Origin of the sequence: Sulfurirhabdus autotrophica (genome assembly GCF_004346685.1) — a bacterium.
GTDB classification, from domain to species: Bacteria; Pseudomonadota; Gammaproteobacteria; order Burkholderiales; family SMCO01; genus Sulfurirhabdus; species Sulfurirhabdus autotrophica.
Genome location: NZ_SMCO01000024.1, coordinates 20,471 through 45,788 on the forward strand (window position 1 = coordinate 20,471; position 25,318 = coordinate 45,788).

Annotated in this window: 26 protein-coding genes and 1 tRNA gene; 14 read left to right on the forward strand and 13 right to left on the reverse strand. The window is 46.3% G+C overall.

Annotated features, from left to right (window positions below):
- Positions 1–18: 18 nt before the first annotated feature.
- On the forward strand, positions 19–378 hold the full coding sequence (locus tag EDC63_RS16175; protein ID WP_124946672.1) for a hypothetical protein: 360 nt from the start codon (positions 19–21) through the stop codon (positions 376–378).
- A gap of 34 nt (positions 379–412) precedes the next feature.
- Here EDC63_RS16175 and EDC63_RS16180 read toward each other — a convergent pair whose 3' ends face one another.
- Positions 413–1,093, reverse strand: coding sequence for a hypothetical protein (locus EDC63_RS16180; protein ID WP_124946673.1), 681 nt, complete (start codon positions 1,091–1,093; stop codon positions 413–415).
- 232 nt (positions 1,094–1,325) lie between these two features.
- Here EDC63_RS16180 and hsdR point away from each other — a divergent pair, with 232 nt between their 5' ends.
- The 11 genes from hsdR (at position 1,326) to EDC63_RS16235 (ending at position 12,982) form a co-directional block, all read left to right on the forward strand.
- Positions 1,326–3,707: an EcoAI/FtnUII family type I restriction enzme subunit R gene (hsdR, locus tag EDC63_RS16185; RefSeq protein ID WP_124946674.1), complete on the forward strand. Its 2,382-nt coding sequence runs from the start codon at positions 1,326–1,328 to the stop codon at positions 3,705–3,707.
- Positions 3,708–3,738: 31 nt separating this feature from the next.
- A complete protein-coding gene (locus tag EDC63_RS16190; RefSeq protein WP_124946675.1) occupies positions 3,739–5,214 on the forward strand; it encodes a type I restriction-modification system subunit M in 1,476 nt (491 codons plus the stop codon).
- Positions 5,211–7,007 carry a restriction endonuclease subunit S gene (locus tag EDC63_RS16195; RefSeq protein WP_124946676.1) on the forward strand — a complete coding sequence of 599 codons (1,797 nt, stop codon included), beginning with the start codon at positions 5,211–5,213 and terminating at the stop codon, positions 7,005–7,007. Before EDC63_RS16190 ends, EDC63_RS16195 begins: the two co-directional genes overlap by 4 nt.
- Before the next feature lie 53 nt (positions 7,008–7,060).
- Positions 7,061–8,023 carry an ATP-binding protein gene (locus EDC63_RS18880; protein ID WP_223248296.1) on the forward strand — a complete coding sequence of 321 codons (963 nt, stop codon included), beginning with the start codon at positions 7,061–7,063 and terminating at the stop codon, positions 8,021–8,023.
- A 44-nt stretch (positions 8,024–8,067) separates the two neighbouring features.
- Positions 8,068–8,376, forward strand: a complete 309-nt coding sequence (locus EDC63_RS16205; RefSeq protein ID WP_124946677.1) for an STAS-like domain-containing protein — start codon at positions 8,068–8,070, stop codon at positions 8,374–8,376.
- A gap of 186 nt (positions 8,377–8,562) precedes the next feature.
- A complete protein-coding gene (locus tag EDC63_RS16210; protein ID WP_124946678.1) occupies positions 8,563–8,937 on the forward strand; it encodes an HNH endonuclease in 375 nt (124 codons plus the stop codon).
- A gap of 297 nt (positions 8,938–9,234) precedes the next feature.
- Complete coding sequence (locus tag EDC63_RS16215; protein WP_124946679.1) at positions 9,235–10,392, forward strand: hypothetical protein; 1,158 nt, start codon at positions 9,235–9,237, stop codon at positions 10,390–10,392.
- A 193-nt stretch (positions 10,393–10,585) separates the two neighbouring features.
- On the forward strand, positions 10,586–10,792 hold the full coding sequence (locus tag EDC63_RS16220) for a helix-turn-helix transcriptional regulator (protein WP_124946680.1): 207 nt from the start codon (positions 10,586–10,588) through the stop codon (positions 10,790–10,792).
- Between the two features lie 10 nt (positions 10,793–10,802).
- Positions 10,803–11,381, forward strand: a complete 579-nt coding sequence (locus EDC63_RS16225; protein WP_124946681.1) for a hypothetical protein — start codon at positions 10,803–10,805, stop codon at positions 11,379–11,381.
- A 5-nt stretch (positions 11,382–11,386) separates the two neighbouring features.
- Positions 11,387–11,857, forward strand: a complete 471-nt coding sequence (locus tag EDC63_RS16230) for a helix-turn-helix domain-containing protein (protein WP_124946682.1) — start codon at positions 11,387–11,389, stop codon at positions 11,855–11,857.
- Between the two features lie 12 nt (positions 11,858–11,869).
- Positions 11,870–12,982 (forward strand): tyrosine-type recombinase/integrase, encoded by a 1,113-nt coding sequence (locus EDC63_RS16235; protein ID WP_124946683.1) that lies wholly within the window; start codon positions 11,870–11,872, stop codon positions 12,980–12,982.
- Between the two features lie 158 nt (positions 12,983–13,140).
- On the opposite strand, the gene EDC63_RS16240 is transcribed toward EDC63_RS16235, so the two are convergent.
- The 3 genes from EDC63_RS16240 to EDC63_RS16250 form a co-directional block, all read right to left on the reverse strand.
- Positions 13,141–14,175 (reverse strand): hypothetical protein, encoded by a 1,035-nt coding sequence (locus EDC63_RS16240; RefSeq protein ID WP_124946684.1) that lies wholly within the window; start codon positions 14,173–14,175, stop codon positions 13,141–13,143.
- Between the two features lie 2 nt (positions 14,176–14,177).
- Entirely contained in the window at positions 14,178–15,410 is a 1,233-nt protein-coding gene (locus EDC63_RS16245) for a tyrosine-type recombinase/integrase (protein WP_124946685.1), read from the reverse strand.
- Positions 15,411–15,573: 163 nt separating this feature from the next.
- Positions 15,574–15,663: transfer RNA gene (locus EDC63_RS16250), tRNA-Ser, on the reverse strand.
- 107 nt (positions 15,664–15,770) lie between these two features.
- On the opposite strand from EDC63_RS16250, the gene EDC63_RS16255 reads away from it, so the two are divergent.
- The gene (locus EDC63_RS16255) at positions 15,771–16,460 is read left to right on the forward strand and encodes a Bax inhibitor-1/YccA family protein (protein WP_124946686.1); all 690 of its coding nucleotides are present in this window, start codon (positions 15,771–15,773) and stop codon (positions 16,458–16,460) included.
- A 54-nt stretch (positions 16,461–16,514) separates the two neighbouring features.
- Here EDC63_RS16255 and rlmD read toward each other — a convergent pair whose 3' ends face one another.
- Genes rlmD through EDC63_RS16300 form a run of 9 tightly spaced genes read right to left on the reverse strand, consistent with a single transcriptional unit; the run spans position 16,515 to position 23,554 of the window.
- Positions 16,515–17,807: a 23S rRNA (uracil(1939)-C(5))-methyltransferase RlmD gene (rlmD, locus tag EDC63_RS16260; protein WP_124946687.1), complete on the reverse strand. Its 1,293-nt coding sequence runs from the start codon at positions 17,805–17,807 to the stop codon at positions 16,515–16,517.
- Positions 17,808–17,825: 18 nt separating this feature from the next.
- Entirely contained in the window at positions 17,826–18,227 is a 402-nt protein-coding gene (locus EDC63_RS16265) for a VanZ family protein (RefSeq protein WP_124946688.1), read from the reverse strand.
- Positions 18,228–18,232: 5 nt separating this feature from the next.
- Positions 18,233–19,006 (reverse strand): 3'-5' exonuclease, encoded by a 774-nt coding sequence (locus EDC63_RS16270; RefSeq protein ID WP_124946689.1) that lies wholly within the window; start codon positions 19,004–19,006, stop codon positions 18,233–18,235.
- Positions 19,003–19,419: a YdbL family protein gene (locus EDC63_RS16275; protein WP_370685880.1), complete on the reverse strand. Its 417-nt coding sequence runs from the start codon at positions 19,417–19,419 to the stop codon at positions 19,003–19,005. Before EDC63_RS16275 ends, EDC63_RS16270 begins: the two co-directional genes overlap by 4 nt.
- Positions 19,420–19,441: 22 nt before the next feature.
- Positions 19,442–19,648 (reverse strand): hypothetical protein, encoded by a 207-nt coding sequence (locus EDC63_RS16280; RefSeq protein ID WP_124946691.1) that lies wholly within the window; start codon positions 19,646–19,648, stop codon positions 19,442–19,444.
- A 14-nt stretch (positions 19,649–19,662) separates the two neighbouring features.
- Positions 19,663–21,720: a translocation/assembly module TamB domain-containing protein gene (locus EDC63_RS16285; protein ID WP_124946692.1), complete on the reverse strand. Its 2,058-nt coding sequence runs from the start codon at positions 21,718–21,720 to the stop codon at positions 19,663–19,665.
- Entirely contained in the window at positions 21,683–22,309 is a 627-nt protein-coding gene (locus tag EDC63_RS16290; protein ID WP_124946693.1) for a histidine phosphatase family protein, read from the reverse strand. The genes EDC63_RS16285 and EDC63_RS16290 overlap by 38 nt, the downstream gene beginning before the upstream one ends.
- Positions 22,310–22,352: 43 nt before the next feature.
- On the reverse strand, positions 22,353–22,970 hold the full coding sequence (locus EDC63_RS16295; protein ID WP_165923021.1) for a phosphatase PAP2 family protein: 618 nt from the start codon (positions 22,968–22,970) through the stop codon (positions 22,353–22,355).
- A gap of 14 nt (positions 22,971–22,984) precedes the next feature.
- Positions 22,985–23,554, reverse strand: a complete 570-nt coding sequence (locus tag EDC63_RS16300) for a DUF4337 domain-containing protein (RefSeq protein WP_124946695.1) — start codon at positions 23,552–23,554, stop codon at positions 22,985–22,987.
- 78 nt (positions 23,555–23,632) lie between these two features.
- Here EDC63_RS16300 and EDC63_RS16305 point away from each other — a divergent pair, with 78 nt between their 5' ends.
- On the forward strand, positions 23,633–25,213 hold the full coding sequence (locus EDC63_RS16305) for a bifunctional aminoglycoside phosphotransferase/ATP-binding protein (protein ID WP_124946696.1): 1,581 nt from the start codon (positions 23,633–23,635) through the stop codon (positions 25,211–25,213).
- Positions 25,214–25,318: the final 105 nt, after the last annotated feature.

Consider the following 25,318-nt stretch of genomic DNA (forward strand, 5'->3'; position numbering starts at 1 on the left):
CCATGCTCGGAGAAAGTCATGAAACGCGTTTTGCTTTGCATTGTTTTGACATCATCACCAATCACTTTTGCTGATTACTATGTTATTGGGCAAATTACTGGGCCAGTTTGCAGAGGTATAGGAATAGAACTTTGTGAAACACATAATGTTGATGCGGTAGAAGGAAAAGATGGGAAGTTGTTTGCTGTTAATAATCGATTTAATAAAGTTGATGAATACCGGAATGGTAAGTGTTGGATAAAAACAAAAGTGAAGAGCTTTGGTTTATTTAACTTTGCTGCAAATGCCGCCGTTGCTCACCAATTTTATGAAAAACAGGGTGGTGAATTAAAGAAAATAGACGTTGATAGCATTTCATTTAAATGCGTAGAACGTTAGTAATTTTTTTCATGATTAAATTAGAAATCCTGGATTAGGATTCTTCACATATGCACGCCAAAGACATTCCACGGCCATCAATTCCCAAATATCCGTTCGATATGTCTATAAATACAGACTCTGTCGACAACCTTTTGGGAAGCCCGATGAGATTTTTTTTGTCCACGTAATAGTTGCTATCCCAAGCTTTCCCAGTCCCAGGAAAGGCGAGTCGCGTATCAAGAAATTTGATGCAAAATATTTCGCCATCAAATTCAAAGCTAGCTTGCTCGCAGTCATTCGCATTTTTAATCAAAGTACTCAGTTTTTTCAATGCGACACGCAACCAATCACGATCTACAACGCACTGCGGCCGCGCATCATGTTCCTTCCTGCTTTGCACCCATGGTAAGTGATCTTCAAACTTTCGCCCTAGGTCCAGCCATTCTGTTGGTTTCATTGGTACAAAATCCTCACCAACTGAATAAGCTAAAAGTGCCATACCCTCTTCATAAGAATTTACATACGTATGCAACTCACTTTGGACCATACCAATGCTTCTATTATCAGACAATACGCCTGTCAATAAAATGCAGGGTTGTAGGTACTTAGTCATTACTTGAGCAGCATATAGCTTTGCATTCCCAAAGTCGAAATAGTAGCCAGGTAATTCATCAGTCATTACATTCCAATCTTCTTGGAACCCTAACTTGATAAGTAAGTCTCGAGTTTTCACTTCTTCTCCTGGGGGCCTAATTATTTTAAGTGTGTATGGTCTACTGATATATAGCAACAGTTGAAACCTTATTGCAATGTTACTCATTGGTAGTCATGGCCATCCCTTTCTAAAATCAAAATTGGTCCAAAATGGCTATATACCCTATCCGTTTAGCATCAAATCTGATATAACTTCCAACCTATATATAAAAAGCCGATCGAACGGATATATACAAGGATAGTCCTGCCTCATGGCTGACAAGAAAAGCCTCTCCGAACGCGACATCTGTACCAAGTACATCACACCAGCCATCATCAGTGCTGGATGGGATCTGCACAGCCAGATCCGTGAGGAAGTCAGTTTTACCAAAGGGCGCATCATCGTGCGTGGCAAGCTGCATACCCGTGGTGAACAGAAGCGCGCCGATTACATTCTGTACTACAAGTCGAATATCCCGTTGGCTGTTATAGAAGCCAAGGAAAACGGCTACAGCGTGGGTTCTGGAATGCAACAGGCGCTGAATTATGCCGAAACTCTCGGTGTGCCGTTTGTTTTTAGCTCTAATGGCGATGCATTCCTGATGCATGATCGTACCGGGCTAGCCGATAAGACTGAGCAGGAGTTGGCATTAGCCGATTTCCCTTCACCCGCAGAACTCTGGCAACGCTATTGCCAGTGGAAGGGGTTAGAAACAGCTGATGCTCTTCACACGGTAGAAATGTCGTACTACGACGATGGTACAGATCGTTCCCCTCGCTATTACCAATCCATTGCCATCAACAATACGGTGGAAGCAGTGGCGAAAGGTCAGAAGCGTATTCTGCTGGTCATGGCCACCGGCACAGGTAAGACCTACACCGCATTCCAGATCATCTGGCGGCTGTGGAAGTCTGGCACCAAGAAACGCATTCTGTTTCTGGCCGACCGTAATATTCTGGTAGATCAAACAAAGAATAACGATTTCAAACCATTTGGCGCGGCGATGACTAAGATCAGCAAACGCCAGATCGACAAGAGCTATGAGATTTACCTGTCCTTGTATCAGGCTGTTACCGGAAGCGAAGAAGAACAAAACATCTACAAACAGTTCTCACCGGATTTCTTTGATCTGATTGTGATCGACGAATGCCATCGTGGCAGTGCAGCGGAAGATTCCGCATGGCGCGAGATTCTGGCTTATTTTTCCTCAGCCACGCATGTAGGTTTAACCGCTACGCCGAAAGAAACCAAGGATGTTTCAAGTATTTATTACTTTGGTGATCCAGTTTACAGCTACACGCTAAAGCAGGGCATTGAAGACGGCTTCTTAGCACCATACAAAGTCGTGCGTATCGACATCGACAAAGACGTACAAGGCTGGCGCCCAAGCAAAGGCCAGACAGACAAAAATGGTCAGTTAATTGAAGACCGTATTTTCAACCAGATTGATATGGATCGCACATTGGTTCTGGAAAAGCGCACCGAGCTGGTCGCCCAAAAAATCACCGAGTTTCTGGTGGCAACAGACCCATACGCCAAGACCATCGTATTCTGTGATGACATTGACCACGCCGAGCGCATGCGCCAAGCCTTGGTCAACCTGAACCCTGAACAAGTAAAGAAAAACCGCAAATACGTGATGCGTATTACCGGCGATGAAAACGAAGGTAAAGCCGAGCTGGATAACTTCATCAACCCGGAAGAACGTTACCCGGTGATCGCTACCACCTCCAAGCTGATGACCACAGGCGTAGATGCGCAAACTTGCAAGTTAATAGTGCTGGATCAACACATCAAGTCGATGACCGAATTCAAGCAGATTATCGGGCGCGGCACCCGGATTAACGAAGATTACGGCAAGTATTGGTTCACCATTATGGATTTTAAAAAGGCGACAGAGCTCTTTGCTGATCCAGCCTTCGATGGTGAGCCAGTGATGATTTATGAGCCAAAAGGTGATGAATCGCCAGTGCCGCCAGATGATGAACCCGAAATCAATCTTGATGAAAATGGCAATCCCATTCCGCTGGATGCTGGCGATAACGATGTACCAACAGATGGTCCAGATGAAGGCGGGGACGAACCTGGCACCGGACGTTTAAAATATGTACTCAGCGATGTGACGGTGTATGTGGTAGCCGAGCGCGTGCAGTATTACGGGCCGGACGGCAAACTGATTACCGAATCCCTCAAGGACTACACCCGCAAGACCGTGCGCAAGGATTATTCTTCACTTGATGAATTCCTGCGTAGTTGGAGCAAAGCCGACCGTAAGGCAGTCATCCTGCAAGAACTGGAAGCACACGGCGTATTGCTGGAGCCGCTGGCCGATGAAGTAGGTAAGGATTTCGACGCGTTTGACCTCATCTGTCACGTCGCTTTTGACCAACCACCGCTGACTCGCCGTGAACGCGCAGAGAATGTGAAAAAGCGTAACTACTTTGCCAAATATGGTGAACAAGCACGCAAGGTGCTGGAAAGCCTGCTGGAAAAATACGCTGATACTGGCATTGAAAACATCGAGGACATCAAAATCCTCACGCTCGATCCGTTTAAAGATATGGGTACGGCCAGTGAATTAGTGTCAGCCTTTGGTGGCAAACCCGCCTACATCGCTGCATTGCATGAATTAGAACAAAATCTTTACGTGTGATTTTAACCTTTAACAATAAGTAGCCCTATTTATGAGTATTTCCTCCACTATCAAATCCATCCAGGACATCATGCGCAAAGACGTGGGTGTCGATGGCGACGCCCAGCGCCTGAGCCAGCTGGTTTGGATGCTGTTCCTGAAAATATTTGACGACCGCGAAACCGAATGGGAGCTGTTGCAAGACAACTACAAATCACCTTTGCCGGAGCAATACCGCTGGCGTAACTGGGCAGCCAACGCCGAAGGTATGACCGGCGAGGAACTGAAGCAGTTTCTCGATAATGACATGTTCCCAGCCTTGCAGAATCTGGAAGCCAAAGGCGGCGACCAACGCGCCTATGTGATTCGTTCAGTATTTGAAGACGCCTACAACTACATGAAATCCGGCCAGTTAATCCGGCAGGTAATCAACAAGATCCAGGAAGGCGTGGACTTTAACAAAGCACAGGAGCGCCACCTGTTCGGCGATATGTACGAGCAACTGCTACGCGATTTGCAGGCAGCTGGTAACGCAGGAGAGTTTTACACCCCGCGTGCAGTAACCGAGTTCATGGTGCGCATGGTCAACCCGCGCCTCGGTGAAAAAGTCATGGACCCCGCCTGCGGTACGGGCGGCTTCCTGTCCTGCTCGATTGAACACATCCGCAAACAGGATGTGAAAACAGTAGACGATGAAGCGCAATTACAGGCCAGCATTTTCGGTATCGAGAAAAAGCCGATGCCGCATTTACTCTGCACCACCAACATGATCCTGCATGGCATAGATGTACCTAGCAATATCCGCCACGACAACACCTTGGCACGCCCGCTGATCAGTTGGGGGCCGAAAGAGCGTGTGGATGTGGTTGTCACCAACCCGCCTTTCGGTGGCATGGAAGAAGATGGCATTGAAACTAACTTCCCTGCAACATTCCGCACGCGTGAAACCGCCGATCTGTTTCTGGTACTGATCATGCAGTTGCTCAAAGCCGGTGGCCGCGCCGCGCTGGTTTTGCCGGATGGTTTTCTGTTTGGCGAAGGTATCAAAACCCGCATCAAGGAAAAGCTACTGGAAGAATGCAACCTGCACACCATCGTGCGCCTGCCCAATAGCGTGTTTGCCCCTTACACCAGTATTAAGACCAACCTGTTGTTCTTCACTAAAGGCTCACCCACCCAGCACATCTGGTTTTACGATCATCAATTGCCGTCGGGTGTAAAAGCCTATAACAAAACAAAACCCTTAAAGGTTGAAGAGTTTGAACCGCTGGAAAAATGGTGGGGTAAAGAAAAAGATGGCTTCAAACAACGTGTAGAAAATGAATACGCGTGGAAGGTCAGCCTGGAAGAGATCAAGGCGCGCAACTACAACCTCGATTGCAAGAACCCGCATATCGACGAACAGGAAATCCATGACCCTGATGTGCTGCTAGCGCAGTACAACGCCATGCAGAATGACATCTCTGGGCTGCTTGGGCAGTTGAGAGATATACTGGGAGAGGCGCTGCAACGCGGGGCGAAGGCATGAATGCCATACAGCAATTGCTGACCGATCACATCGACATCTGGACAGCTGCCGATAGCGTGAAAAAATCAGGGCGTGGTCGTAGTTCGGGCAATGCTGCCAGTGTGTATGGCATCAGGAAACTGCGCGAGTTGATTCTTGAACTCGCGGTGCGCGGCAAGCTGTTGCCGCAAGACCCGAAGGATGAGCCTGCTAGAGAGTTACTCAAACGTATACAGGTTGAAAAAAACAAACTGATTGCCGAAGGCAAGATCAAAAAAGATAAACCACTGGCGCCAATAAATGGCGATGAAGCACCGTTTGATTTGGCAAAGGGATGGGAGTGGGTCAGGTTAAATGAACTGTTAAGTAAAATTGGTGCTGGTAGTACGCCGCTTGGGGGGAAGCAAGTTTATGTTAATAAGGGCGTCCCTTTTTTGCGTTCTCAAAATGTCTGGGATGAAGGTTTGAGACTTGATGATGTGGCTTTCATTGCGCCAGAAACACATCATAAAATGTCAGGAACACGTGTATGTGCAGGTGACCTTCTGTTTAACATTACTGGAGCTTCAATTGGGCGATGTGCAATTGTGCCTGATAGCTTTGAGACAGGAAATGTTAGTCAGCATGTGACAATTGTCCGTTCCACATCTAAAGAAATATTGCGTTTTCTTCACTTGGTTTTAATATCAAGGCATGTCCAGCAAACTGTAATGGATGTTCAAGTAGGTGTGTCTCGTGAAGGATTGAGTATAGGGAAATTAGGTCAATTTATTATTCCTATTCCACCACTCGCTGAGCAACACCGCATCGTCGCCAAAGTCGATGAGCTGATGGCGCTGTGTGACCAACTGGAAACCCAGCACAACAACGCCGCCGAAGCCCACGAAAAACTCGTGAGCCACCTGCTCGCCACGCTCACCCAATCGCAAAGTGCCGCAGACTTCAGCGCCAACTGGCAGCGCATCGCCGCGCATTTCGACACCCTGTTCACCACCGAAGCTAGCATCGACGCCATCAAGCAAACCCTGCTGCAACTGGCGGTAATGGGCAAGCTCGTTCCGCAAGACCCGAAAGACGAACCTGCCAGTGAATTGCTCAAGCGCATACAGGCTGAAAAAGCCAAGTTGATAGCCGTTGGTAAGATTAAGAAAGACAAACTCCTATCGCCGATGACAGAGGAAGAAAAACCATTTGAGATTCCAATGTTATGGGAGTGGGTGAGGCTTTTTGAGGTTACAACAAGTATGGACTCAGGTTGGAGTCCATCTTGTTTGGATAACTGTTCACCATCGGATAGCGTTTGGGGGGTATTGAAGACCACAGCAGTACAAGTAATGCAATATTTAGAGCAAGAAAATAAAGAGCTGCCTGGTAATTTAACGCCACGACCAGAGGCAGAGGCTAAGGCTGGTGATATTCTTTTTACTAGAGCTGGTCCCACAAACCGAGTTGCAATCTCATGTTTTGTCCAAGATACAAGGCCAAGGTTAATGATTTCAGACAAAATCATTAGATTTCATCCTGTCGATATTGGTGTTGATGGTAAGTTTATGACTCTCTGTTTAAATACTGGGGCAACCGCGGTATATCTTGAAAATGCAAAGTCAGGCATGGCTGCAAGTCAGGTAAATATATCTCAAGAAAAACTACGTTTAGCCCCGATACCATTGCCCCCATTAGCCATGCAACACCGAATTGTTTCTAGAGTCGATGAGCTAATGGTGCTGTGCGATCAACTAAAAATTCGTATCACTGACGCAAATCAGCTGCAACAGAAGCTGGCGGACGTGTTGGTTGAACATGCAATATCTTAATGCGCCCAGATTTATAGAAAGTGTAGATAATTTCAGGTACAGGTAGTGGTCGCATGATTATTTTCCCCAGTTATTTGTCAGCACCGTCCGCACTTGAGACTATTTCCGTTTGCCAGGAAATTATGAAATCTGTTGGGGTTGCTGAAATCAACGCGGTACATTTGAAGTTTATTGACCCCTTTGGGATGGCGATGTTGGGTGCCTGTTTCGATGAAGCAAGAAGACAAGGTCGCGTGATTCGAATCCATCATTTATCTCCGGGTTTAAGTGGCTATTTGCAACGCATGGATGTGTTTACTGGTATCGAGTTGGTAGATTGCACCATGAAAAATGGAACGCGACAGGATCGCAGTGATGCATTGGTGGAGTTGACGCAGTTGTGCGATCGCGCTGAGGTAGGAAATGCCGCACACCGGTTGGCGAAAGCAATGATTGGCAGAGCAGACCCTGATGATATGCCGGATGAAATGACGGGATATACGGCTTACGAAAGATTGGTGGAACCGTTGCAGTATGCGTTGAACGAGTTGCTGGAGAATGCACTGACCCATGCCAGGCGAGGAAATAAGAATGCTTGCGTCTGGGTTGCGAGTCAGCATTACCCCAACAAGAATTTAATACGTTTGGGGGTAGTGGATAATGGTTGCGGATTTCTAGAATCGCTTCGAGCGCACACGAAACTTCAGCGCGAGCACCATCTTGATGCCATCTTGCTTGCTTTACAGCCACGTGTTAGTTGCAATCGAGATTTGGGTTTGCTTGCTGATTCCGTCAATCAAGGGGTGGGCCTTACTACCTCTTGCAGAATCGCAGAGCATGCGGGTGGTCGCATGATACTGGCTAGTGGTAATGCGATGCACAGCACGTCCGGTTATAGCGGAGAGAGTACAGGAGCCTATTGGCAGGGGGTTGGCGTTGCAATGGAGGTAAACCGATCGAAACTCGCCGATGTTCATGTGAAAGACCTTTTACCTCCTTTAGATGACATACCAGCAGTAAAACTGCGGTTTGAATAAATAGCTTTGGGATTTTTTATAACTTAGGTTATCATTGCCAAATCATGCGTTCATCCTTATTACTTCAAGCATATGCCCATGGTCGCCTTGTCGGCCCTCGGTTAAGTGCTGCTCCTATCAGGGATAAGATTGAGATTGCCTTGGCTCAAGGGGAAGAGGTCGTCCTCGATTTTTCTGGTGTTGAAGCTACTCAGTCATTTATCGACGGCCTTATCGGTGTGTTGATTCTTCAACGCGGACCTGATGTGCTTTCACGTCTGGTGTTCAAATCCTGCTCTGATGATGTGAAGGCTATTTTGCAGTTTGTTGCTGCAGATCGCTCCGATCAGTACCTCAAAAGATCTTCGCACTAACATCGTTTTACCTGTTGATCTCATCGAAATTTTTGATGAGAGTTGCCTTTAGTAAACCACCTGTAGTACTATTTTCATAGATGTCTCCATAGGAGCTTCTGTATTGCCAGTCTGAGTAACTCAGCTGATTTCCCGCCTTTACCCATATGGTGAGCGGGTTCCTTTATATTTTTATTGGAGCCTCTCATGCCTAAAAGAAAATCCCTCATTCGCCCTCGCACTATTGCCTTTGTTCTTCAGTCTGGCCTTTGCTGTTATTGTGGTTGCCCTATGTGGTCTGAGAATCCTACTGAATTTATCACTAAGTGTGGAATTACCCGAAGACAAGCCAAGGATTTACAATGTACAGGTGAACATCTTGAAGCTCATAAGGATGGTGGTACAGTTGTTCAATCCAACATAGCCGCAGCCTGCCGAATTTGCAATCAAGGTCGACATAGACGTAAGGTGGCCCCTTCTCCAGATAGCTACAAGCAATTGGTATCCAGCCGAATGGCAAAAAAACGGTGGCACCAGCCTTGGGTATTTCAAAAGCTTCTGCCAGCGTTTCAGGTGGATTAAGTGTCGGCAAGATGCCATTACTCAACGTAAGCGCATCTTGCCGACCATGTTTGATACAGAAATTTATTAGAAAGGTTTTGTCAGTAACTATTGTTTTTATTGTTTCCCATATGATGGGATTTGCACTGCAAAAACACTGTAAAGTCCGGCATAATACATATAAATTTATATCACCTCTCACGGAATGAACATATGCCCTGCATAAGGAGCAGGTGCACTTCAGGTCCGAGGGATTTCAGAGCCCGACCTGCTAAAACGGACTGTTGATTTGTTTACCACATACATTAAAGAGGCTTGATGGTTTTCGATTCCCTAACAAAAGCATTGGAGGACTGGTTCGATACACCCTTAGAGGCCCTGCCTGAAATGCAAAAAAAGCGCGTCGAAACCGATTTTTTTCCGATACCTTGGAGCGACTTATCTCCAGACCAACGGCGCAGCGTGGCAGCACAATTAGACTATCAACACGACCCAGCTACCGAAAAAGACAGAGAATTCTGGTGGGAATTTTTCGAACACAAGGCCGGCATCAAAAAGGCGATCAATAATTGGGAGACGATTTCAGCCCCGACTGCCAGTGATCTTGATAAAAAAGAAACCCGTCTCGCTGAGTTGCGACGCGAACTCACTGTTATGGAACAAAAAGAGCGCAATTCGCGGGGAAATTATTTGGTCCATTGGAGCAAGAGACCAAAGGCATCACCCACTTCGGACAAAGCTGTATACATTCCCTACCCAAAGACACTTAAACTGCTTTCTGATCGGCTGAACGCATCACCAGAAGAAATCGCCACTTGGATCTGGATGGGGCCGAACGAGGGTGGTCTTGCTGCTTACATGAACGCCAACGAGTTAGAGACCCCACAAAGATTCTATTTCGATTATTTCATGGGCACGGACTATCTAGCGCCTCTGATGGCTTGCTGGTTTCTAGCAGACGATGTTTCCAACTTCCAGCCTAATGATCGTTATATAACAGGGAAGACATTGATCGAACGCTGGAGCAAACAACCCGGCATTCAGCCTGAAGCTTATATCCGCGCCAAGATTACTGAATCACGATTATTGGATCTTCACCCAACCATGGGTGGAACCCAATGGACAAGGGACGAAACCTGGCCACCCAAGGAGACGGCTCTGTTTTTGCTAACCCATGTGGCGCACATTGAGATTGAAGACTTCGGCGAAGATGTAACCAAAAAATTGTCTAGTAGTGACTTACTGCCAGTAATCATCAAACCTTCTGGTCACCTAAATCACGATCTACAAATGCAACAGAGAGCAAACGAAATAGCCACCGAGATATTCACCTCCACTAAGAGACTCCCCACAAAAGACAAAGTGGCTAATAAATTGGCATTAGAGCTTAAAATTTCAGTCGATACTGTATTGCGCAGAATAAGAGTCGAATGGAAAATAAAGTCCCCGCCCAAGTTCCAAATCCATCCAAAATAACAAAACCTGCCTAACTACCTAAAGCCGCCTAAATAACCCTCTGATTTTAAATTAATTAATAAAGTAAGGCATAGTTCCGCCTATTTTTTTGCCCGCGCATAGTTCTATCAAGTGTTCCGCTGCAATCCTCAATAGTGCGAACAAGGCCAGCTAGCGACGCGGAGCACCAGGTCTTGTTCGTTAGGACAAAATCATGGCCGAACAATTGCAATCATTCCTCCGACTCAAGCAGGTAAAAATCCTGACGGGCTTATCGCGTAGCTGGATATACGAAGCAATCCGTCGCGGTGACTTTCCCGCCCCCATTTCCATCGGTGCCAGAGCTGTAGCATGGACTGAACAATCAATAGCTGAATGGCAAGCACTCCGAATCAAGCAAAGTCGCAAGACTGTCTCGTGAGGGGTGCGCAATGAGTCAAAACCGTGACGCCCCTGCTTACCAAGAATATGCAGCAACCATCTTGGCACAGTTACCCTTCCGAACCATGACGCTACAGGATCGTGGATTGCTTTATACGATGCGTCTTGAGTGTTGGGTAAATGTTCGGCTTCCACAAAACCATAACGACTTAGCAAAAGTACTGGGGGTGCCAGTTGCTGAAATAGATAGCTCGCTTGTTGCAGTTATGCCTTTTTTTGAAGTTATAGACGGTTTCATTATTAGTCCTGAACTAGAAAATTATCGGGCGCACTTGGCGGATCGAAAGAACAAGCAAAGCCATGGTGGAAAACTTGGTTCAGCAATAACAAACAACAAGCGTAAACGCCCTGCAAAGATTGCCGCTGATGGTGTTTCGAGTACCTTGTCGAGTACCCCGCGTCTACCCCATCAAGATAGAGGCGAGTCCTTAGTACAGCAAAGTACAGGAAAGCCAAGTCAAAACCAGTCACCAGGGAGGTCTGTTATTAAAGATTCATTTGTTGCTGAATATGAAGCTGCCGAGAAATGCACGGCAGAAGAGTATGCTAAAGCAAGTGGGAGCGGTTAACCATCATGAAAAAACAACATCCCAATCACCGCCACGTCAAAATCCATCGCAGCTACTCCGTTGAAGAGATCGCAAAGCTGTTCAGCGTTCATAAAAATACGGTAAGAAGTTGGTTAAAAAATGGTCTCACTACAGTCGATAACAAACGACCGATGCTGATCCATGGGCAGACTCTTTATTCCTTCCTTCAAGTGAAGCGGGTTAAACATAAGCGACCATGCGAGCCAGGCGAAATGTATTGCGTTCGGTGCCGCTCGCCGAAAGCACCCGCCGGAGACATGGCGGAATATCAGTCCAAAACCGATACGCTAGGCAACCTAGTAGCGATCTGCCCGGACTGTGAAGCAATCATGAATAGGCGTGTTTGCTTGTCCAAACTGGATGAGTTTCGCCGCTATATGGACATCTCAATACCGCAAGCACTGAAACACATAGTTGAGAGCACCCAACCCACCGTAAACAGTGACTTATTATAAGGACATCAAACCATGACAAAACACAGCGCAAATAATGAAAGAATCAAGCGTAAGTATTTCGCCTATCTGAAGGAAGCAAAACGCCATAGCGAGCCAACAGTAGATGCAGCTGCAAAGGCACTCAATCGTTTTGAAATTTATACCAAGCATCGTGACTTCAAGACGTTTCACTTTGAACAGGCGGTTGCATTCAAGAAGCACCTTGCTGAACAGAAAGCTCAACAATCAGGGGAGAAATTGAGCAAGTCAACCTTACATGCAACACTCACACAACTCAAACGATTCTTCCAATGGCTCGCGTGGGAACCAGGTTACAAGTCCCGCATTCAGTGTTCAGACGCTGAGTATTTTAATTTATCTGACAAGGACACTCGTGTCGCTACAGCCCAGCGGGAACAAAAAGTGCCAACACTGGAACAGATAAGGCATGTCATTAAGATGATGCCAAATAGCACAGCTATAGAGCGGCGTAATCAAGCACTCATCGCATTCACGCTTTTAACTGGTGCTAGAGATAGTGCTATTGCCTCAATGAGGTTAAAACATGTTGATCTAGTCGCGAACAGCGTAAATCAAGATGCCCGCGAAGTTAAGACTAAATTCAGCAAAACATTCAATACTTTCTTTTTCCCTGTGGGTGAGGATATACGTGTGATTGTGTCGGAGTGGGTATCATATCTTCGAGATGAGAACCTTTGGGGCAATGACGATCCACTCTTCCCGGCAACGCGCATTGCTCTTGGGTTAACTCACCAGTTTGAAGCGGCGGGCCTGACAAAGGATCATTGGAGCACCGCCTCACCAATTCGAACAATATTTCAAGAAGCCTTCATCAGCGCTGGACTGCCGTATTTCAACCCGCACAGCTTTAGAAACACACTTGTCCAACTCGGCCAGGAAGTATGCAACTCCCCCGAACAGTTCAAGGCATGGAGCCAGAATCTCGGGCATGAGAAAGTTTTGACAACTTTTCTTAGTTATGGCGAGGTTGCGTGTCAGCGTCAAGGGGAAATCATTCGAAGCTTGGCATCACCAAAACAGTCTGCGCAATCAGATGTCAACGACATTGCAGAAGCAGTATTCCGAAAATTGCGTGACTCTGGTGCGGGCATGCAGATTAAATAAATTAAAGAAGGGATACATTAAATTTGGCAACATGGCCATCAATCCCACTTAGGAAAAACATTTAATTTTTATTTTTTTTTACAAAACCTGAGGATTTTTTTTTAGCTGATCACTACGGCGCAGTGGATGAGCTCTTTCATACACACCGATAACACTCATCAGACATCAGCCTCATCACACCACCCCTCGGAAACAAACCGCCATGGTGCGTCCAATTCGGCAAGACGGTTATAGTCATCCGTTTGCAGCAATTCCTGGCTGTAATCAACCATAGGCTTGGCAAACCGGGGCCAAATACTCGAATACAACACCCATAAAAGCCCACTATCCCCATCAAAAAAATCTGACAGCATACTCCGCAGCTCATCTCGTAGATTGGCAGTAATCGCAGCCACCGCCAGCCATCCGATCTTATCAAGATCAAGATCATGCTCGTCGCACAATGTCTCCAGATCATCTGTACATAAACGGGCAAACTCAAAACCCAGATAAAAATCAGACATCCCCAATTTCTCGCTCACAGAGTCAGCATCAAAATCGTTATACCCATTACCACTCGCAGCGTTAAAGCCATGCAGCCATTCACACAAAGTGGCAGCCCAAGATGCAGCCCTATCGCTGCCTAACACGTCAGGGCTTGTTGCTTGGACGGTATGCAATTTCGCTACATTACCCAGCACGATCAGCCAAGTCGCCGCACGTGTACGATGTGTAGCAGGAAGTTCAGAAGCAAAATCATCAGTATTGAAGGGCCGCTCTAAAACACCGTCATCATGTTCGATGCCTGTCCACCAGAATGGCGCGCTCTGATATTCCCGGCTGAACAGGGCTAACGCACCTGGATGCTCTCTATTGAGCCAAGATGAAACACAGTCGCCGACTTCAGCACTTACATTGCCGCCATAGCTGATACTCAATTGCTCATCGAGCTGATCACTTTCCATAGTAATGACACTAAAGTTTGTGAATCCATATCCAGAGATAACCTCTCTAGCCATATCGGTATCGTAGTGGCCAACCAACACAAACAAGAATACATCCGTCGTTCCATTCTTTTTGCGAAGCATGGAACGATTAGCTGCACGTAGCAAAGAAATTTCCGGCGCAGAGTCTGTCGATGGAGGAAAGTAATCGCCGATAGTTACATGGATTAATACTTGCCGTAGACCGTATTGAGGAGATGGAGTAAGCATGGTCAGAGATTCCTTGCGTTGGCATGTATTGATATTACTTTAGCCCCTGCCTCAATTGAATCGAGGTAATCCGCCCAGTACTGCATCATGTTCTTACGATCTGGTAGGTATTCGGCACGGTTGTATGCACCCCTTATCTCATTACGCTCGCAGTGGGCAAGCTGGCGCTCAATCACATCAGGGTTGAAGCCTGTTTCGTTGAGTATGGTAGAAGCCACCGCACGGAAGCCGTGGCCGGTCATCTTACCCTTATAACCCAACCGATATAGAGCAAACAGCATGGTGTTATTGCTGATCGGTTTATCGCGGTTCCTGCCAGGGAAAACATAGCGACTGCCGCCAGACAGTTCCTTGAGTTCAGCCAGCATAGTGAGCGCCTGCCTGGACAAAGGAACAACGTGCTCGGTTTTCATCTTCATACGACCAGAGGGAATAACCCACAGTGCGTTATCCAAATCAAGCTCCACCCACTCCGCGCCTATTAGTTCATTGGTGCGAACAAAAGTTTGCGCCAGCAGTTGCAGAGCAAGGCGGGTTTGCTTATCACCTATTTCATCATACTTGGTAATAGCGCGCATCAGGTCAGGCAACTCTTCAGGGCGAACGGCAGATTGATGTTTTTTTACATGCGGGGTGAGTGCACCACGCAAATCTACGGACAAATTACGTGTACAACGGCCCGTAGCAATTCCGTATCGAAATACCTGCCCGCAAACTTGCAACACCCGATGAGCAAGATCATATGCGCCACGTGTTTCTATCTTTCGGATAGTTTCCAGTAATTCTGGCGCTTCTATTTGATCTATGGGGCGCTTACCGAGGCTGGGGAAAATATTATTTTCAAGACGGCGCTTTACATCACTAGCATGATGCTCTACCCATGTATGCAGTTGTTTGGCGTACCATTCACGCGCAACAGCTTCAAATGAATTTTCGGCGGAGAGTTTTTTACGTAGATTCGTAGCTTTACGCTCGGCGGATGGGTCGAGATCAGCTTCCAATTGCTTGCGTACCTCTTCGCCCTTTTTTCGTGCATCACTAAGGGATACTTTAGGATAAACACCGATGGAGAGAGATTTTTCTTTACCTGACTGCCAGTAACGCATACGCCAATACTTCCGGCCATCAAGGTAAACCCACAAATAAAGGCCATCACCATCATGGAGTTTGCGGATACCTGCCCCATTGCTGGTAGCGTTTTTACATTCGGCAGCGGACAACAGATTGGTAGCCATCGTGGTAACTCCAGACCGTGGTAATTTCGTTACCACGATTTTTACCACGATTTAGAACCGGATGCAATGGGCTCTTACCACACCACACTGGACTACTAGAAGCCATAAAACCGCATAAAAACTAGGGTCTCATGGCTATAACGGACGACTTAGGATGCTAAATTGGCGGAGGCGGTGAGATTCGAACTCACGAACGAGTCACCCCGTCGCCAGTTTTCAAGACTGGTGCCTTCAACCGCTCGGCCACACCTCCAGTGATGCGCATCATACCCTTTTATAAGCTTTTTGGCTAGGGTTGAAACTTTTTGTATTGTTGGGTAGTCTTATGAGTAGTTGTTAAACCATAGAAGGAGTTTCTGCATGCAACCTGATATTCAAATGACCTCACAATCTGCACAGATTGCTGTTGGCACCCACAAGGTGTTGCGCAATACTTACATGATGCTTGGGCTATCCATGATCCCGACCGTTATTGGTGCGATGATGGGGCTCAGCATGAATTTCTCTTTCATGGCACAGCATCCAATCATGGGTATGATTGGTATGCTGGCCGTCATGTTCGGGCTTTTCTACAGCATTCAGGCTAATCGTAACACTGGAGTAGGAATCGCGTTGTTACTCGCTTTGACCTTTTTCATGGGATTGATGCTTGGCCCGATCCTTCAAGCTGCATTGCACTTGCGTAATGGCGCACAACTTGTGGGGATGGCGGCTGGTGGTACAGGCATTATTTTCTTTAGCCTGGCTGGGTTTGCTACAATTTCCAAAAAGGACTTCAGCTTTCTGGGTAACTTCCTGTTTGTTGGCTTGATTCTGCTGATTATTGCTTCGCTTGCTAACATGTTCTTCCAGGTTCCGGCTGCTGCATTGGCGATTTCGGCCATTTCCATCCTGATTTTTTCTGGCTACATTTTGTATGATGTAAGTCGGATCATTAACGGTGGTGAAACCAACTACATTATGGCTACTTTAGCGCTTTACCTGGATATTTATAATATCTTCGTAAATCTGTTGAGCTTGCTGATGGCACTGTCTGGTGAACGTGATTAACGTGTTAACAACTTGAAATGAACGGGCGAACTCAGGTTCGCCCTTTTTTATGGCTTATTGCTCAAACAATGCGATGGATTCTATATGTGCGGTATGCGGGAACATGTTAATGACTCCTGCACCTTTCAATTTATAACCCTTGGTGTGCACCAGCACTTCTGCATCTCGTGCCAACGTAGAGGGACTGCACGAAACATAGACAATACGGTGAGGAAGGTGCGCCTCATTTAACGCGTTAACCACTGCAAATGCACCATCTCTAGGAGGATCAATCAGCATTTTGTCCAGATGACCAAGATCAGCAATGCTCTCTCTTGTTGCATCGAACAAATTAGCCTGCATAAAGGATGCATTGGTGATGTGATTGTAAGCTGCATTGGATTGCGCTCGACGCACCAGTTCAAGACTGCCTTCTATGCCCACCACTTCTGCACCGCTACGCGCTATGGGCAAAGTAAAGTTACCTAAACCACAAAACAAATCAACAATACGTTCGCCCTGCTTTGGATTAAGCAATTGTAACCCTCGTCTTACCAGAATGCGGTTAATACCCGCATTTACCTGGGTAAATTCAGTGGGGCGGTAGGGCATGGTGACATTGAACTCAGGAAGGCTGTAAGAGAGCATTGGTGCATCCAGCGGATAAAATGGATAGGCGCTATCTTCTTTTTGTGGCTGTAACCAGAACTGGATATGGTGCTGATCAGCAAAGGCCTTCAAAATCACTTCGTCGTGTTCACTGAGCGGATCAAGAATGCGCAATACAAGAATATCGACATGATCACCCAGCGCCACTTCTACCTGTGGAATTCTGTTCAGGATGGAAAGCCCGCTGAACATGTCCCGAAGTGGTTTGATCAGGGCTGAAATGCGCGCAGGCAACACTTCGCAACTATCCATATTGGCGATGAATGAACTGCGTTTTTCGTGAAATCCGACCAGCACTCCACCTTTTTTTTCTACAAACTTTACCGACATCCGCGCACGATGCCGGTAACCCCAAGGCGTACCATAAGTTGGCCTGAAAATAATCTCGGGTGACACTTTTCCGATATGCTTTAAATTGTCCTCCAGAATCCGCTGTTTGGCCGCAACCTGCGCGGATGGCTCCAGATGTTGCATACTGCAGCCACCACATATACCAAAATAGCTACACTTTGGCACTGCACGCATGGCACTGGGCCGGTGGATTTCCTTTACCGTAGCCTGATCGTAATTCGGCTTCTTTTTAAATACGGAATAGGTGACATGCTCACCTGGCAGCGCACCTTCAATGAATACCGCTTTGCCTTCAACATGGGCGACTCCGCGACCTTCTTGATCTAAAGATTCTACAATTACTGTCATAAATCACTACAAAATAAATTAACGTACTATCACTCGTTCAAATTGGCACAGGGTGTGCTTTAATACCGTTTTTCCAACCCCCCAACCAATCAAAACACCTATTGTATTTGCCAGCATGTCCGCATACTCAAACACACGAAAACCTTCCATACCTTGCACTATTTCCATAGATACCCCAAGCGCTGCGAGGGCAATAGCTACTTTCAACTGCCGGGAGAATTCCCAGAATATCTGGCAAAACCAGAACATCAATAATGCATAAGCTGCAAAGTGCTCAATTTTGTCTGCCATATGCACATCTAAAATCTGCGGTGGATTATGCATAAGGGAAAGATAAATATCCAACGCAATCCACACAAAGCCCATGAACAACCAAAAATTGCGGTATTTGAGATCTGGCATCAAAATGGAAGCAGGCATTCTATCTAGCTCCAGCGGCTAAGAAATTCACGCCAATGTGGTTCATCTGATTTTTGCAGGGTGCTGCGCACAAGTTCACACTCCTGCTCATATTGTTCGTGATTAAATATCCCGCGCATCAGTTGAAAACGCAAATACACCAGATAAGTATTTGCCACATCCGTCTCACAATAGTTGCGAATCGATACTATTTCTCCATTTTGGAATGCCCCCCATACCTGAGAACCATCCATCCCCATTTTTCCGGGGAAACCAATCAGCTTGGCCATATCATCCAATCCCACATTGGCACGGGGTTGATACATTGCTAGCAAGTCCATCAAATCCAGATGTCGTGCATGATAACGACTAATGTAATTATTCCATTTAAACTCACGGTCATCTTCGCCCATATCCCAATACCGTGGCGCCTGAATCCCGTGAATCATGCCCCTATAGTGCAATACGGGAAGATCAAAACCACCGCCATTCCATGAGACTATTTGAGGCGAAAATTTTTCAATTCCGTCAAAAAAACGTCTGATCAAATCTTGTTCGGGATCTTCCGGGCTGCCTAGCGTCCATACTTTGAACGAATCGCGGTCCCGCATGGCACAGGAAATGGCAACCACACGCTGCAAATGCAATTGCAGAAAGTCGTTCCCGGTTGCCTGTCGACGATGCTGAAAAGCCATTTCTGCCAACTCGTTGGCAGTGACATCCGGGCCGGTGTCATAAAGCTTACGTATCCCTTCTGTATCAGGTACCGTCTCGATATCAAAGACTATGACCGGTATCACTTCTTGACCCAGCTGCCGCTGCCATTTTGGTACCACCAGCCAGATGCGGCCTTGCTTACCCATCGATCGGCAAATGTAGAACGCACTTCGCTTTCCCATTCCGGGTGGCCATTTGCGCGTGCGATTTCACGATACAACGCACTACGATCACGGTTTTCATCTGCTACCAGTGAGTTAACCTGCTGGCGTTTGGATAACGGCACCAGACCTGCATCATGCACAGCTATCTGTCCATCACGGGTTAAACCCACTGCGCCACTGGTATAGAACTCCGCCAACTGGCCATGCCTGTCCTGCATGCTTTGTTTGATACTGGAAATAGCAGGAGTATTCACTTCCAGATCGGCAGCGGCAGAAACAGAACCGCTAATCATCAAGGCTAGCAATCCAAAAAACAATGTCCAACGTGTCATCCATGTATTCATCACCGACTCCTTAAGGTTTAGGCTGTGTGGCAGGTGTAACTGCATTGGGAAGCGCTTTGCTTTCTTCCGGCTTTTTAAGTTGCCATACTTCCTCAATAATTTTATCGGCCGCTTTTTCAGCAGCTGCCGCAGGAAAATAAATATTGATAGTGACACAGGATGCCAACAACCCGGCCAAACTCAGTAACAATAGCGTGGGTAATGATAAAACTCGCATGTAAACTCCTTCCATTATTGAACTACTGGCTTAACATTACTCTGAGTAATGCGTTTCAAACGTTGCAACAATTCGTCCCAGCTTACCTGTCGATTGTAGCCGATTACAGTGATAGCCGGAATCCCACCGCCTTTTACGATAACAAAACCATTAGCGGTGTTCTCCACGCCCTCCATCACACAAACGCCATTTACAAGGGCACAACTCAAACCAATCTTGTCATATCCAAACTGTTCAAAAATACCCAAAAAACTCCGTTGAATAGCTGCTGCAGCACCTGCGCCACCTAATGCGGAAATATTTTGCACCGCGCGCTGGGAAATTTTCTTGCGATAACTGCCCGGGCTGCTTAAAACTTTTGCTTTGAATCTCACAGGTTGCCAGTTGGACATGACCATATCCTCAACGTTCACATCAATTCGGCCTTCAATACTGCCAAACGAAAATGCATTGGTAAGCAATCCCAAATCCAGATTTCTCATATCCACATCCGACATTAAGCGTGGTGCAAGACCAAGTGGCTCCAGCATGACCAGATTTTTAACCACAACGGTACCATCGAATAGCTTGAACAGCAGCGCGCCATTCATGCGAAGTGTCTCATCGGCATAAGTAATTTTGGGAATAACACCTGACAGCGTACCCTGCATAACCGGTATTTTCATGGCATTCGAAAACTGCTCCATAGATATGGGTGCTATCCCTCCGCTGAATTGCCACCGCCATGCATTATTCTGCATCGAAGCTTCAAAATCAGCCAAATTCAACTTTCCATCAAGCAATGGAATGCTGAGCGATGCAAGCGCAAAGTGTAATCCATCCATTTGCAAAGGAATGTGCATTTCTCCCAAAGGCAGATTCAATACCCGACCAGTCTTGATCCGAATATTTGCCTGAGCAGGTTGAGCTCGGTTCCAGGGAATATTTGCATTCATGCCATTTAATGCAAAACGCTGTTTTTCATCATCAATATCAACATCATGTGTCTTAAAATCAAATACTTGTGTGGCACGATTTCTGAACTGCCAGTTCAAGTCTATCTTGCCTTTCGTTTTCAGATCGGCAAATGCGGTTTTTTCAAAATACGGCTTCAGCAAAATACGGTATAAACCATCAACATTGATCCCTGAACCGCGCAAATCAAAATCATTTAAATACCCATCCACCTGATTCCACTTCCCTGAAAGCTCCGCATTACCTATGCCATCCAGCTTTAGCTGACCTTGTTCCACCGTGAAGAAATTTTTATTCAGGCTGCCTTTGACTGTTAAGCTGTGCCCTCCTTTCGAAAAATAAAGCGGCTGCCAAAACACTTCCCCATTGCGCAAGTCCAAATCAGCCTGCCATTTCCAGGCTGTGCCACGCTTATTAGCCTGCATTTTGACACGACCATCCATTTTTTCACCTGCGTGCAGGCCCGTTGCATCGCTAAAAGCGAGCTGTTTGAACTGTATATCTCCACTGACGCTTAGGGGTACTTTATCTTTCCCGGCAAGACTTAACTGACCGCTGATGAGACCGGCACTCGGTACAGGCGTTGTTGCAGGTAACCATGGCGCTAATTGCGCTACTGCTCCGTTAGTAACGGACAAGCGGGTTTCCCATGATGAGTTTCTTAATTGAGCGAACAGCTCCCACTTTTCACGCGGCGCAGGATTTAAAGTCAAACTTAGCTGCTTTTCTCCGGGCAAATAACTGAAACTGACAGGAAAAGATATTTTTCCCTTAAACATTCCTTTTTTACAATACACACCACGCTTTTCCAGCCTTACATCGGCACAGATCAATCCCACTTTTTTCCATTTTTTTCCCTGGACAATCAGTTCACCAATCTCAACAGTCAAAGTTGAGAAATCCTCTCCTCGTAACTTTGCAACTATAGCGCTGGCACTAAACGATGGGCTTTGAATATCTTCAATGCTGAGCGTTAATTCTTGTGCAGATGCACTTGATTGAAGCCATAAAAAAGCACAGAACAGTACTAAACCGTGCACAAGAAAGCTGCACGCACGCCCCTGTTCTGTGCATGTGGAATTAATCTGCCACTTTCCTGTTGCTATCAAGCTTGCCATCGTGAAATAACAAACTTGTGAGCGCACGCGCCCCCTGACCTTCCACTGCCATACGTGTAATTGCTGCGCTGGCTACTTGTATCTTGTAAACATTCGCCAGCGGAATACCCAGCACATGCGCCAGAATCATGCGAATCACGCCAGCGTGACATACTACCAGTACATGCTGGCCATAGTATTCTTCCTGTATTGCCTGCCAGGCCTGGGAAACACGCGCATGAAATGCATCCAGTGTTTCCGCGCCTGCAGGTCGGTTACCAATGGGGTCCAGCTTAAAATCGAGCAAGATATCTGGATTCCCTTCCTTCAGCTCCTGGGGTGTTTTACCTTCCCATTCACCGAATACAACTTCCTTTAATCTCGCATCATGTTTCACGGGAATGCCCCATTTTTCATGAAGCAACTGGGAAAATGCACTGCAACGTAATAGCGGTGACGATATAATTTGCTGCCAATCGTGAAAGCCCCCTACGGACGACCACATTTGCTTTAGTCCTTTTTCGCTTAAAGGATCATCCGTTTGCCCGCGGTATTTCCTTCCCCCAACAGGTTCACCATGGCGAATTAAATCAATTGTTGTTACAGCCATTTCTCAATTCCTCAATAACATTTCCATGTAAAGATCATTTAGATTACGCCGACCTGGTACACATTCTACTTATTCCCCAAAGCACAGCTCGCACCAGAATCACAACAAACAAACTGGACAAAAATCCAGCAACCACATCAGCTGGAAAATGCGCACCCAAGCTGACTCTGGATAAACCAATCCATAATACAAACACAATACCACCAAGCCGCCACCAGCTATTCAAAACTGGCCAGAGACTGGCCACAATCAGCATGGCAAAAGAAGAATGCCCACTCGGCAAGCTATGGTGATATTCAGCTTGCCCTATGATATGAACGCTGCCAACTGGCAAAGCCAGGGGCGGTCGAGGAAAATCCAGGAGCGGCTTGAGCGTGCCAAGCAGCAATCCATCCAGCAAATAAGCAATACTGAACACGGCAATAACGATTAACCAACTGGTTGCCTGCTCTTTGTATTGAGCAGGCTCCTGTATTGATTTTCCAGAAACAGCAATCACAGCCGCCAATGTAAATACAGCTAAATAATAAGGAAAATGCGCATGGCCTCCCAACTCAGTTCCAAGCAGCATGAATTTATCTATAAATTCAGATCGAATGTTATTAATAAAATGGAACAGCCATACATTTACGCCATTCCAGTCATACAAAATTTCTTTCATGGATAAATTTCCGCCTAAGCAAAAAGGGCAGCCCCCCACAATACAAGTCCACCTGATGCGGCAATTGCAGCCAAAGCAAACAGCCATTTTTTACGCGTCAATACGGTAATGGAAGCCAGCGCAATGGAAATCTGGATCAATGTCATAGCTTGGGCCAGCCGATGGTGCGGGTGCATTATGTGCTCACTTTCTTCATTTGCTTTAGCAGATTCTGCTTCCAATGCCTCTGCCTTTAGTTTGATTTCTTTCTTATCATTTTCATATTTCTCAATCAACTTCTGATAATGAGCCTGTTTATCTGCTGGTGCCATATCAGCAGCCAGTTCCATGAGATGACCTTTATTGCTTTTTGACTGATAAAAGTTCCACTGATCTGATGCCTGCGCTTTCTTCAAAACTGCCTCGTTCTTGAATAACATCGCCTCATTTTGAGTGGCCCCACCCTGATAGCTGACTATCGCACCAACTGTAGACAAAATGGCAGTAAAAATTGCAACAGATTGTCCTAGGCCTGGACCATGCTGAGCATGATGTTCTACTTCGTGCTCATGCGCGCCGTGAACGTGAAATTCACCACCGGACATAGTATTACCCTCGCTTGATAAAAATTGGATTCAGTTAAAAGATGCTATTATCAGCAATATGCATAGCGATTGCCAGCCATGAATCCTGATAAGCAAAACGCGTTGATTCAATCTCTGCAACAATCCGCAGTTGATCAACCAGATATCAGCCGCGCAGACCTGCTGGAAACCCACATTTCTTACGTGTTACTCACCGGTATTTTCGCCTACAAAATCAAGAAAGCACTGAATCTGGGTTTCCTTGATTTCAGCACCTTGGAAAAACGCCATTTTTACTGCCAGGAAGAGCTGCGACTCAACCAACGTTTAGCGCCTGATCTCTATTTGGATGTTGTCGCCATTACTGGTTCAGTCGCTCGCCCCTTGATCAATGGCGATGAACCTGCAATTGAATACGCTGTGAAGATGCACCAGTTTTCTCAAGATAGTTTGCTTGATCAGCTAGAAAGCCACGGTATGCTTCAAGCTAAGCATATTGATCAGATAGCAAGCAAAATCGCTGCTTTTCACCAATCAATTCCCGTCGCTTCGCGAGAAAGCCCATTCGGATCAAACCAGAATATCCGCCAGCCTGCTTTGGAAAATTTTGAGCAGATAAAGCCTTTGCTTCATCTACAGGATGACATTAAACAATTTGCGCAACTGCTCACCTGGACTGAGGACACATTTATTACCCATCAATCCGACTTTGATGAACGCAAAGCAAACGGTTTCATTAGGGAATGCCACGGTGACATGCATATGGGCAATATGGCGCTAATTGATGATGTTGTCACAATTTTTGACTGCATTGAGTTTAATGAAAACTTGCGCTGGATTGATGTTATCAGCGAAATCGCATTTGTTGCTATGGACTTATTCCACCGCAACCAAAACAAACTTGCATGGCGATTTTTAAATCATTATATGGAAATTACCGGTGACTACTACGGTATCAAAGTGCTTCGGTATTATCTTGTTTACCGTGCACTGGTTCGCGCAAAAGTTACCTGCATCCGAGCCAATCAGCCTGGCTTGAATAATGAGCAGCGCGAAGCGTTAATGGCGCAGTATCGTCAGTTCATTCAATTAGCTGATAGTTTCATAAAACCACCACGACCTGCTCTGTGTATTACACACGGATTTTCAGGTTCGGGCAAAACAACCTTTAGCCAATCAATACTGGAAGAAATATGCGCTATTCGGATCCGTTCTGATGTGGAACGAAAACGGCTATTTAATTTTGCGCTCCATGAAAAAAGCGGAAGCGAAATTAATATTGGCATATACACCCAGGATGCAGGTAACCAAACCTATACACAACTTGCAGCTATAGCCCGCAGTCTCATATTGGCAGGGTTTTCTGTCATTGCTGATGCCACTTTTTTAAAACAAGCTGATCGGGATGCTTTTAAAGTACTGGCCGCGGAGCTTTGCGCCCCTTTTCTTATCCTTGATTTTGTTGCACCTGAAAGCATTTTACGAGCACGTATCATTCAACGTGAAAAATGCGGAACTGATGCATCAGAAGCCAACCTCGCTGTCCTGGCAAACCAGATTCGTTCGCAGCAGCCGTTAACGCCAGATGAACTAGCTGAAACCATCTTAATCGATACAGAGGAGCCATCCATTTCACCGCTATTATTTGAACAGATCAAATCACGCTTAAACCCGTTTTAATAGTCCGGCAGATTCAAGGATGAAGTGCAATTTTGAGTAATGTTGGTTAAGAGGGCGAGATGCGGTAGCATCCGAGCCTTTTTGACCAGCCAGTCGAAATTGCAA

Excerpts from the sequence above, each read along its gene's own strand:
- EDC63_RS16175 (WP_124946672.1), top strand. The coding sequence starts at position 19 with ATGAAACGCGTTTTGCTTTGCATTGTTTTGACATCATCACCAATCACT.
- hsdR (WP_124946674.1), top strand. The coding sequence starts at position 1,326 with ATGGCTGACAAGAAAAGCCTCTCCGAACGCGACATCTGTACCAAGTAC.
- EDC63_RS16190 (WP_124946675.1), top strand. The coding sequence starts at position 3,739 with ATGAGTATTTCCTCCACTATCAAATCCATCCAGGACATCATGCGCAAA.
- EDC63_RS16195 (WP_124946676.1), top strand. The coding sequence starts at position 5,211 with ATGAATGCCATACAGCAATTGCTGACCGATCACATCGACATCTGGACA.
- EDC63_RS18880 (WP_223248296.1), top strand. The coding sequence starts at position 7,061 with ATGATTATTTTCCCCAGTTATTTGTCAGCACCGTCCGCACTTGAGACT.
- EDC63_RS16205 (WP_124946677.1), top strand. The coding sequence starts at position 8,068 with ATGCGTTCATCCTTATTACTTCAAGCATATGCCCATGGTCGCCTTGTC.
- EDC63_RS16210 (WP_124946678.1), top strand. The coding sequence starts at position 8,563 with ATGCCTAAAAGAAAATCCCTCATTCGCCCTCGCACTATTGCCTTTGTT.
- EDC63_RS16215 (WP_124946679.1), top strand. The coding sequence starts at position 9,235 with ATGGTTTTCGATTCCCTAACAAAAGCATTGGAGGACTGGTTCGATACA.
- EDC63_RS16220 (WP_124946680.1), top strand. The coding sequence starts at position 10,586 with ATGGCCGAACAATTGCAATCATTCCTCCGACTCAAGCAGGTAAAAATC.
- EDC63_RS16225 (WP_124946681.1), top strand. The coding sequence starts at position 10,803 with ATGAGTCAAAACCGTGACGCCCCTGCTTACCAAGAATATGCAGCAACC.
- EDC63_RS16230 (WP_124946682.1), top strand. The coding sequence starts at position 11,387 with ATGAAAAAACAACATCCCAATCACCGCCACGTCAAAATCCATCGCAGC.
- EDC63_RS16235 (WP_124946683.1), top strand. The coding sequence starts at position 11,870 with ATGACAAAACACAGCGCAAATAATGAAAGAATCAAGCGTAAGTATTTC.
- EDC63_RS16240 (WP_124946684.1), bottom strand. The coding sequence starts at position 14,175 with ATGCTTACTCCATCTCCTCAATACGGTCTACGGCAAGTATTAATCCAT.
- EDC63_RS16245 (WP_124946685.1), bottom strand. The coding sequence starts at position 15,410 with ATGGCTACCAATCTGTTGTCCGCTGCCGAATGTAAAAACGCTACCAGC.
- EDC63_RS16255 (WP_124946686.1), top strand. The coding sequence starts at position 15,771 with ATGCAACCTGATATTCAAATGACCTCACAATCTGCACAGATTGCTGTT.
- rlmD (WP_124946687.1), bottom strand. The coding sequence starts at position 17,807 with ATGACAGTAATTGTAGAATCTTTAGATCAAGAAGGTCGCGGAGTCGCC.
- EDC63_RS16265 (WP_124946688.1), bottom strand. The coding sequence starts at position 18,227 with ATGCCTGCTTCCATTTTGATGCCAGATCTCAAATACCGCAATTTTTGG.
- EDC63_RS16275 (WP_370685880.1), bottom strand. The coding sequence starts at position 19,419 with ATGACACGTTGGACATTGTTTTTTGGATTGCTAGCCTTGATGATTAGC.
- EDC63_RS16280 (WP_124946691.1), bottom strand. The coding sequence starts at position 19,648 with ATGCGAGTTTTATCATTACCCACGCTATTGTTACTGAGTTTGGCCGGG.
- EDC63_RS16285 (WP_124946692.1), bottom strand. The coding sequence starts at position 21,720 with ATGGCAAGCTTGATAGCAACAGGAAAGTGGCAGATTAATTCCACATGC.
- EDC63_RS16290 (WP_124946693.1), bottom strand. The coding sequence starts at position 22,309 with ATGGCTGTAACAACAATTGATTTAATTCGCCATGGTGAACCTGTTGGG.
- EDC63_RS16295 (WP_165923021.1), bottom strand. The coding sequence starts at position 22,970 with ATGAAAGAAATTTTGTATGACTGGAATGGCGTAAATGTATGGCTGTTC.
- EDC63_RS16300 (WP_124946695.1), bottom strand. The coding sequence starts at position 23,554 with ATGTCCGGTGGTGAATTTCACGTTCACGGCGCGCATGAGCACGAAGTA.
- EDC63_RS16305 (WP_124946696.1), top strand. The coding sequence starts at position 23,633 with ATGAATCCTGATAAGCAAAACGCGTTGATTCAATCTCTGCAACAATCC.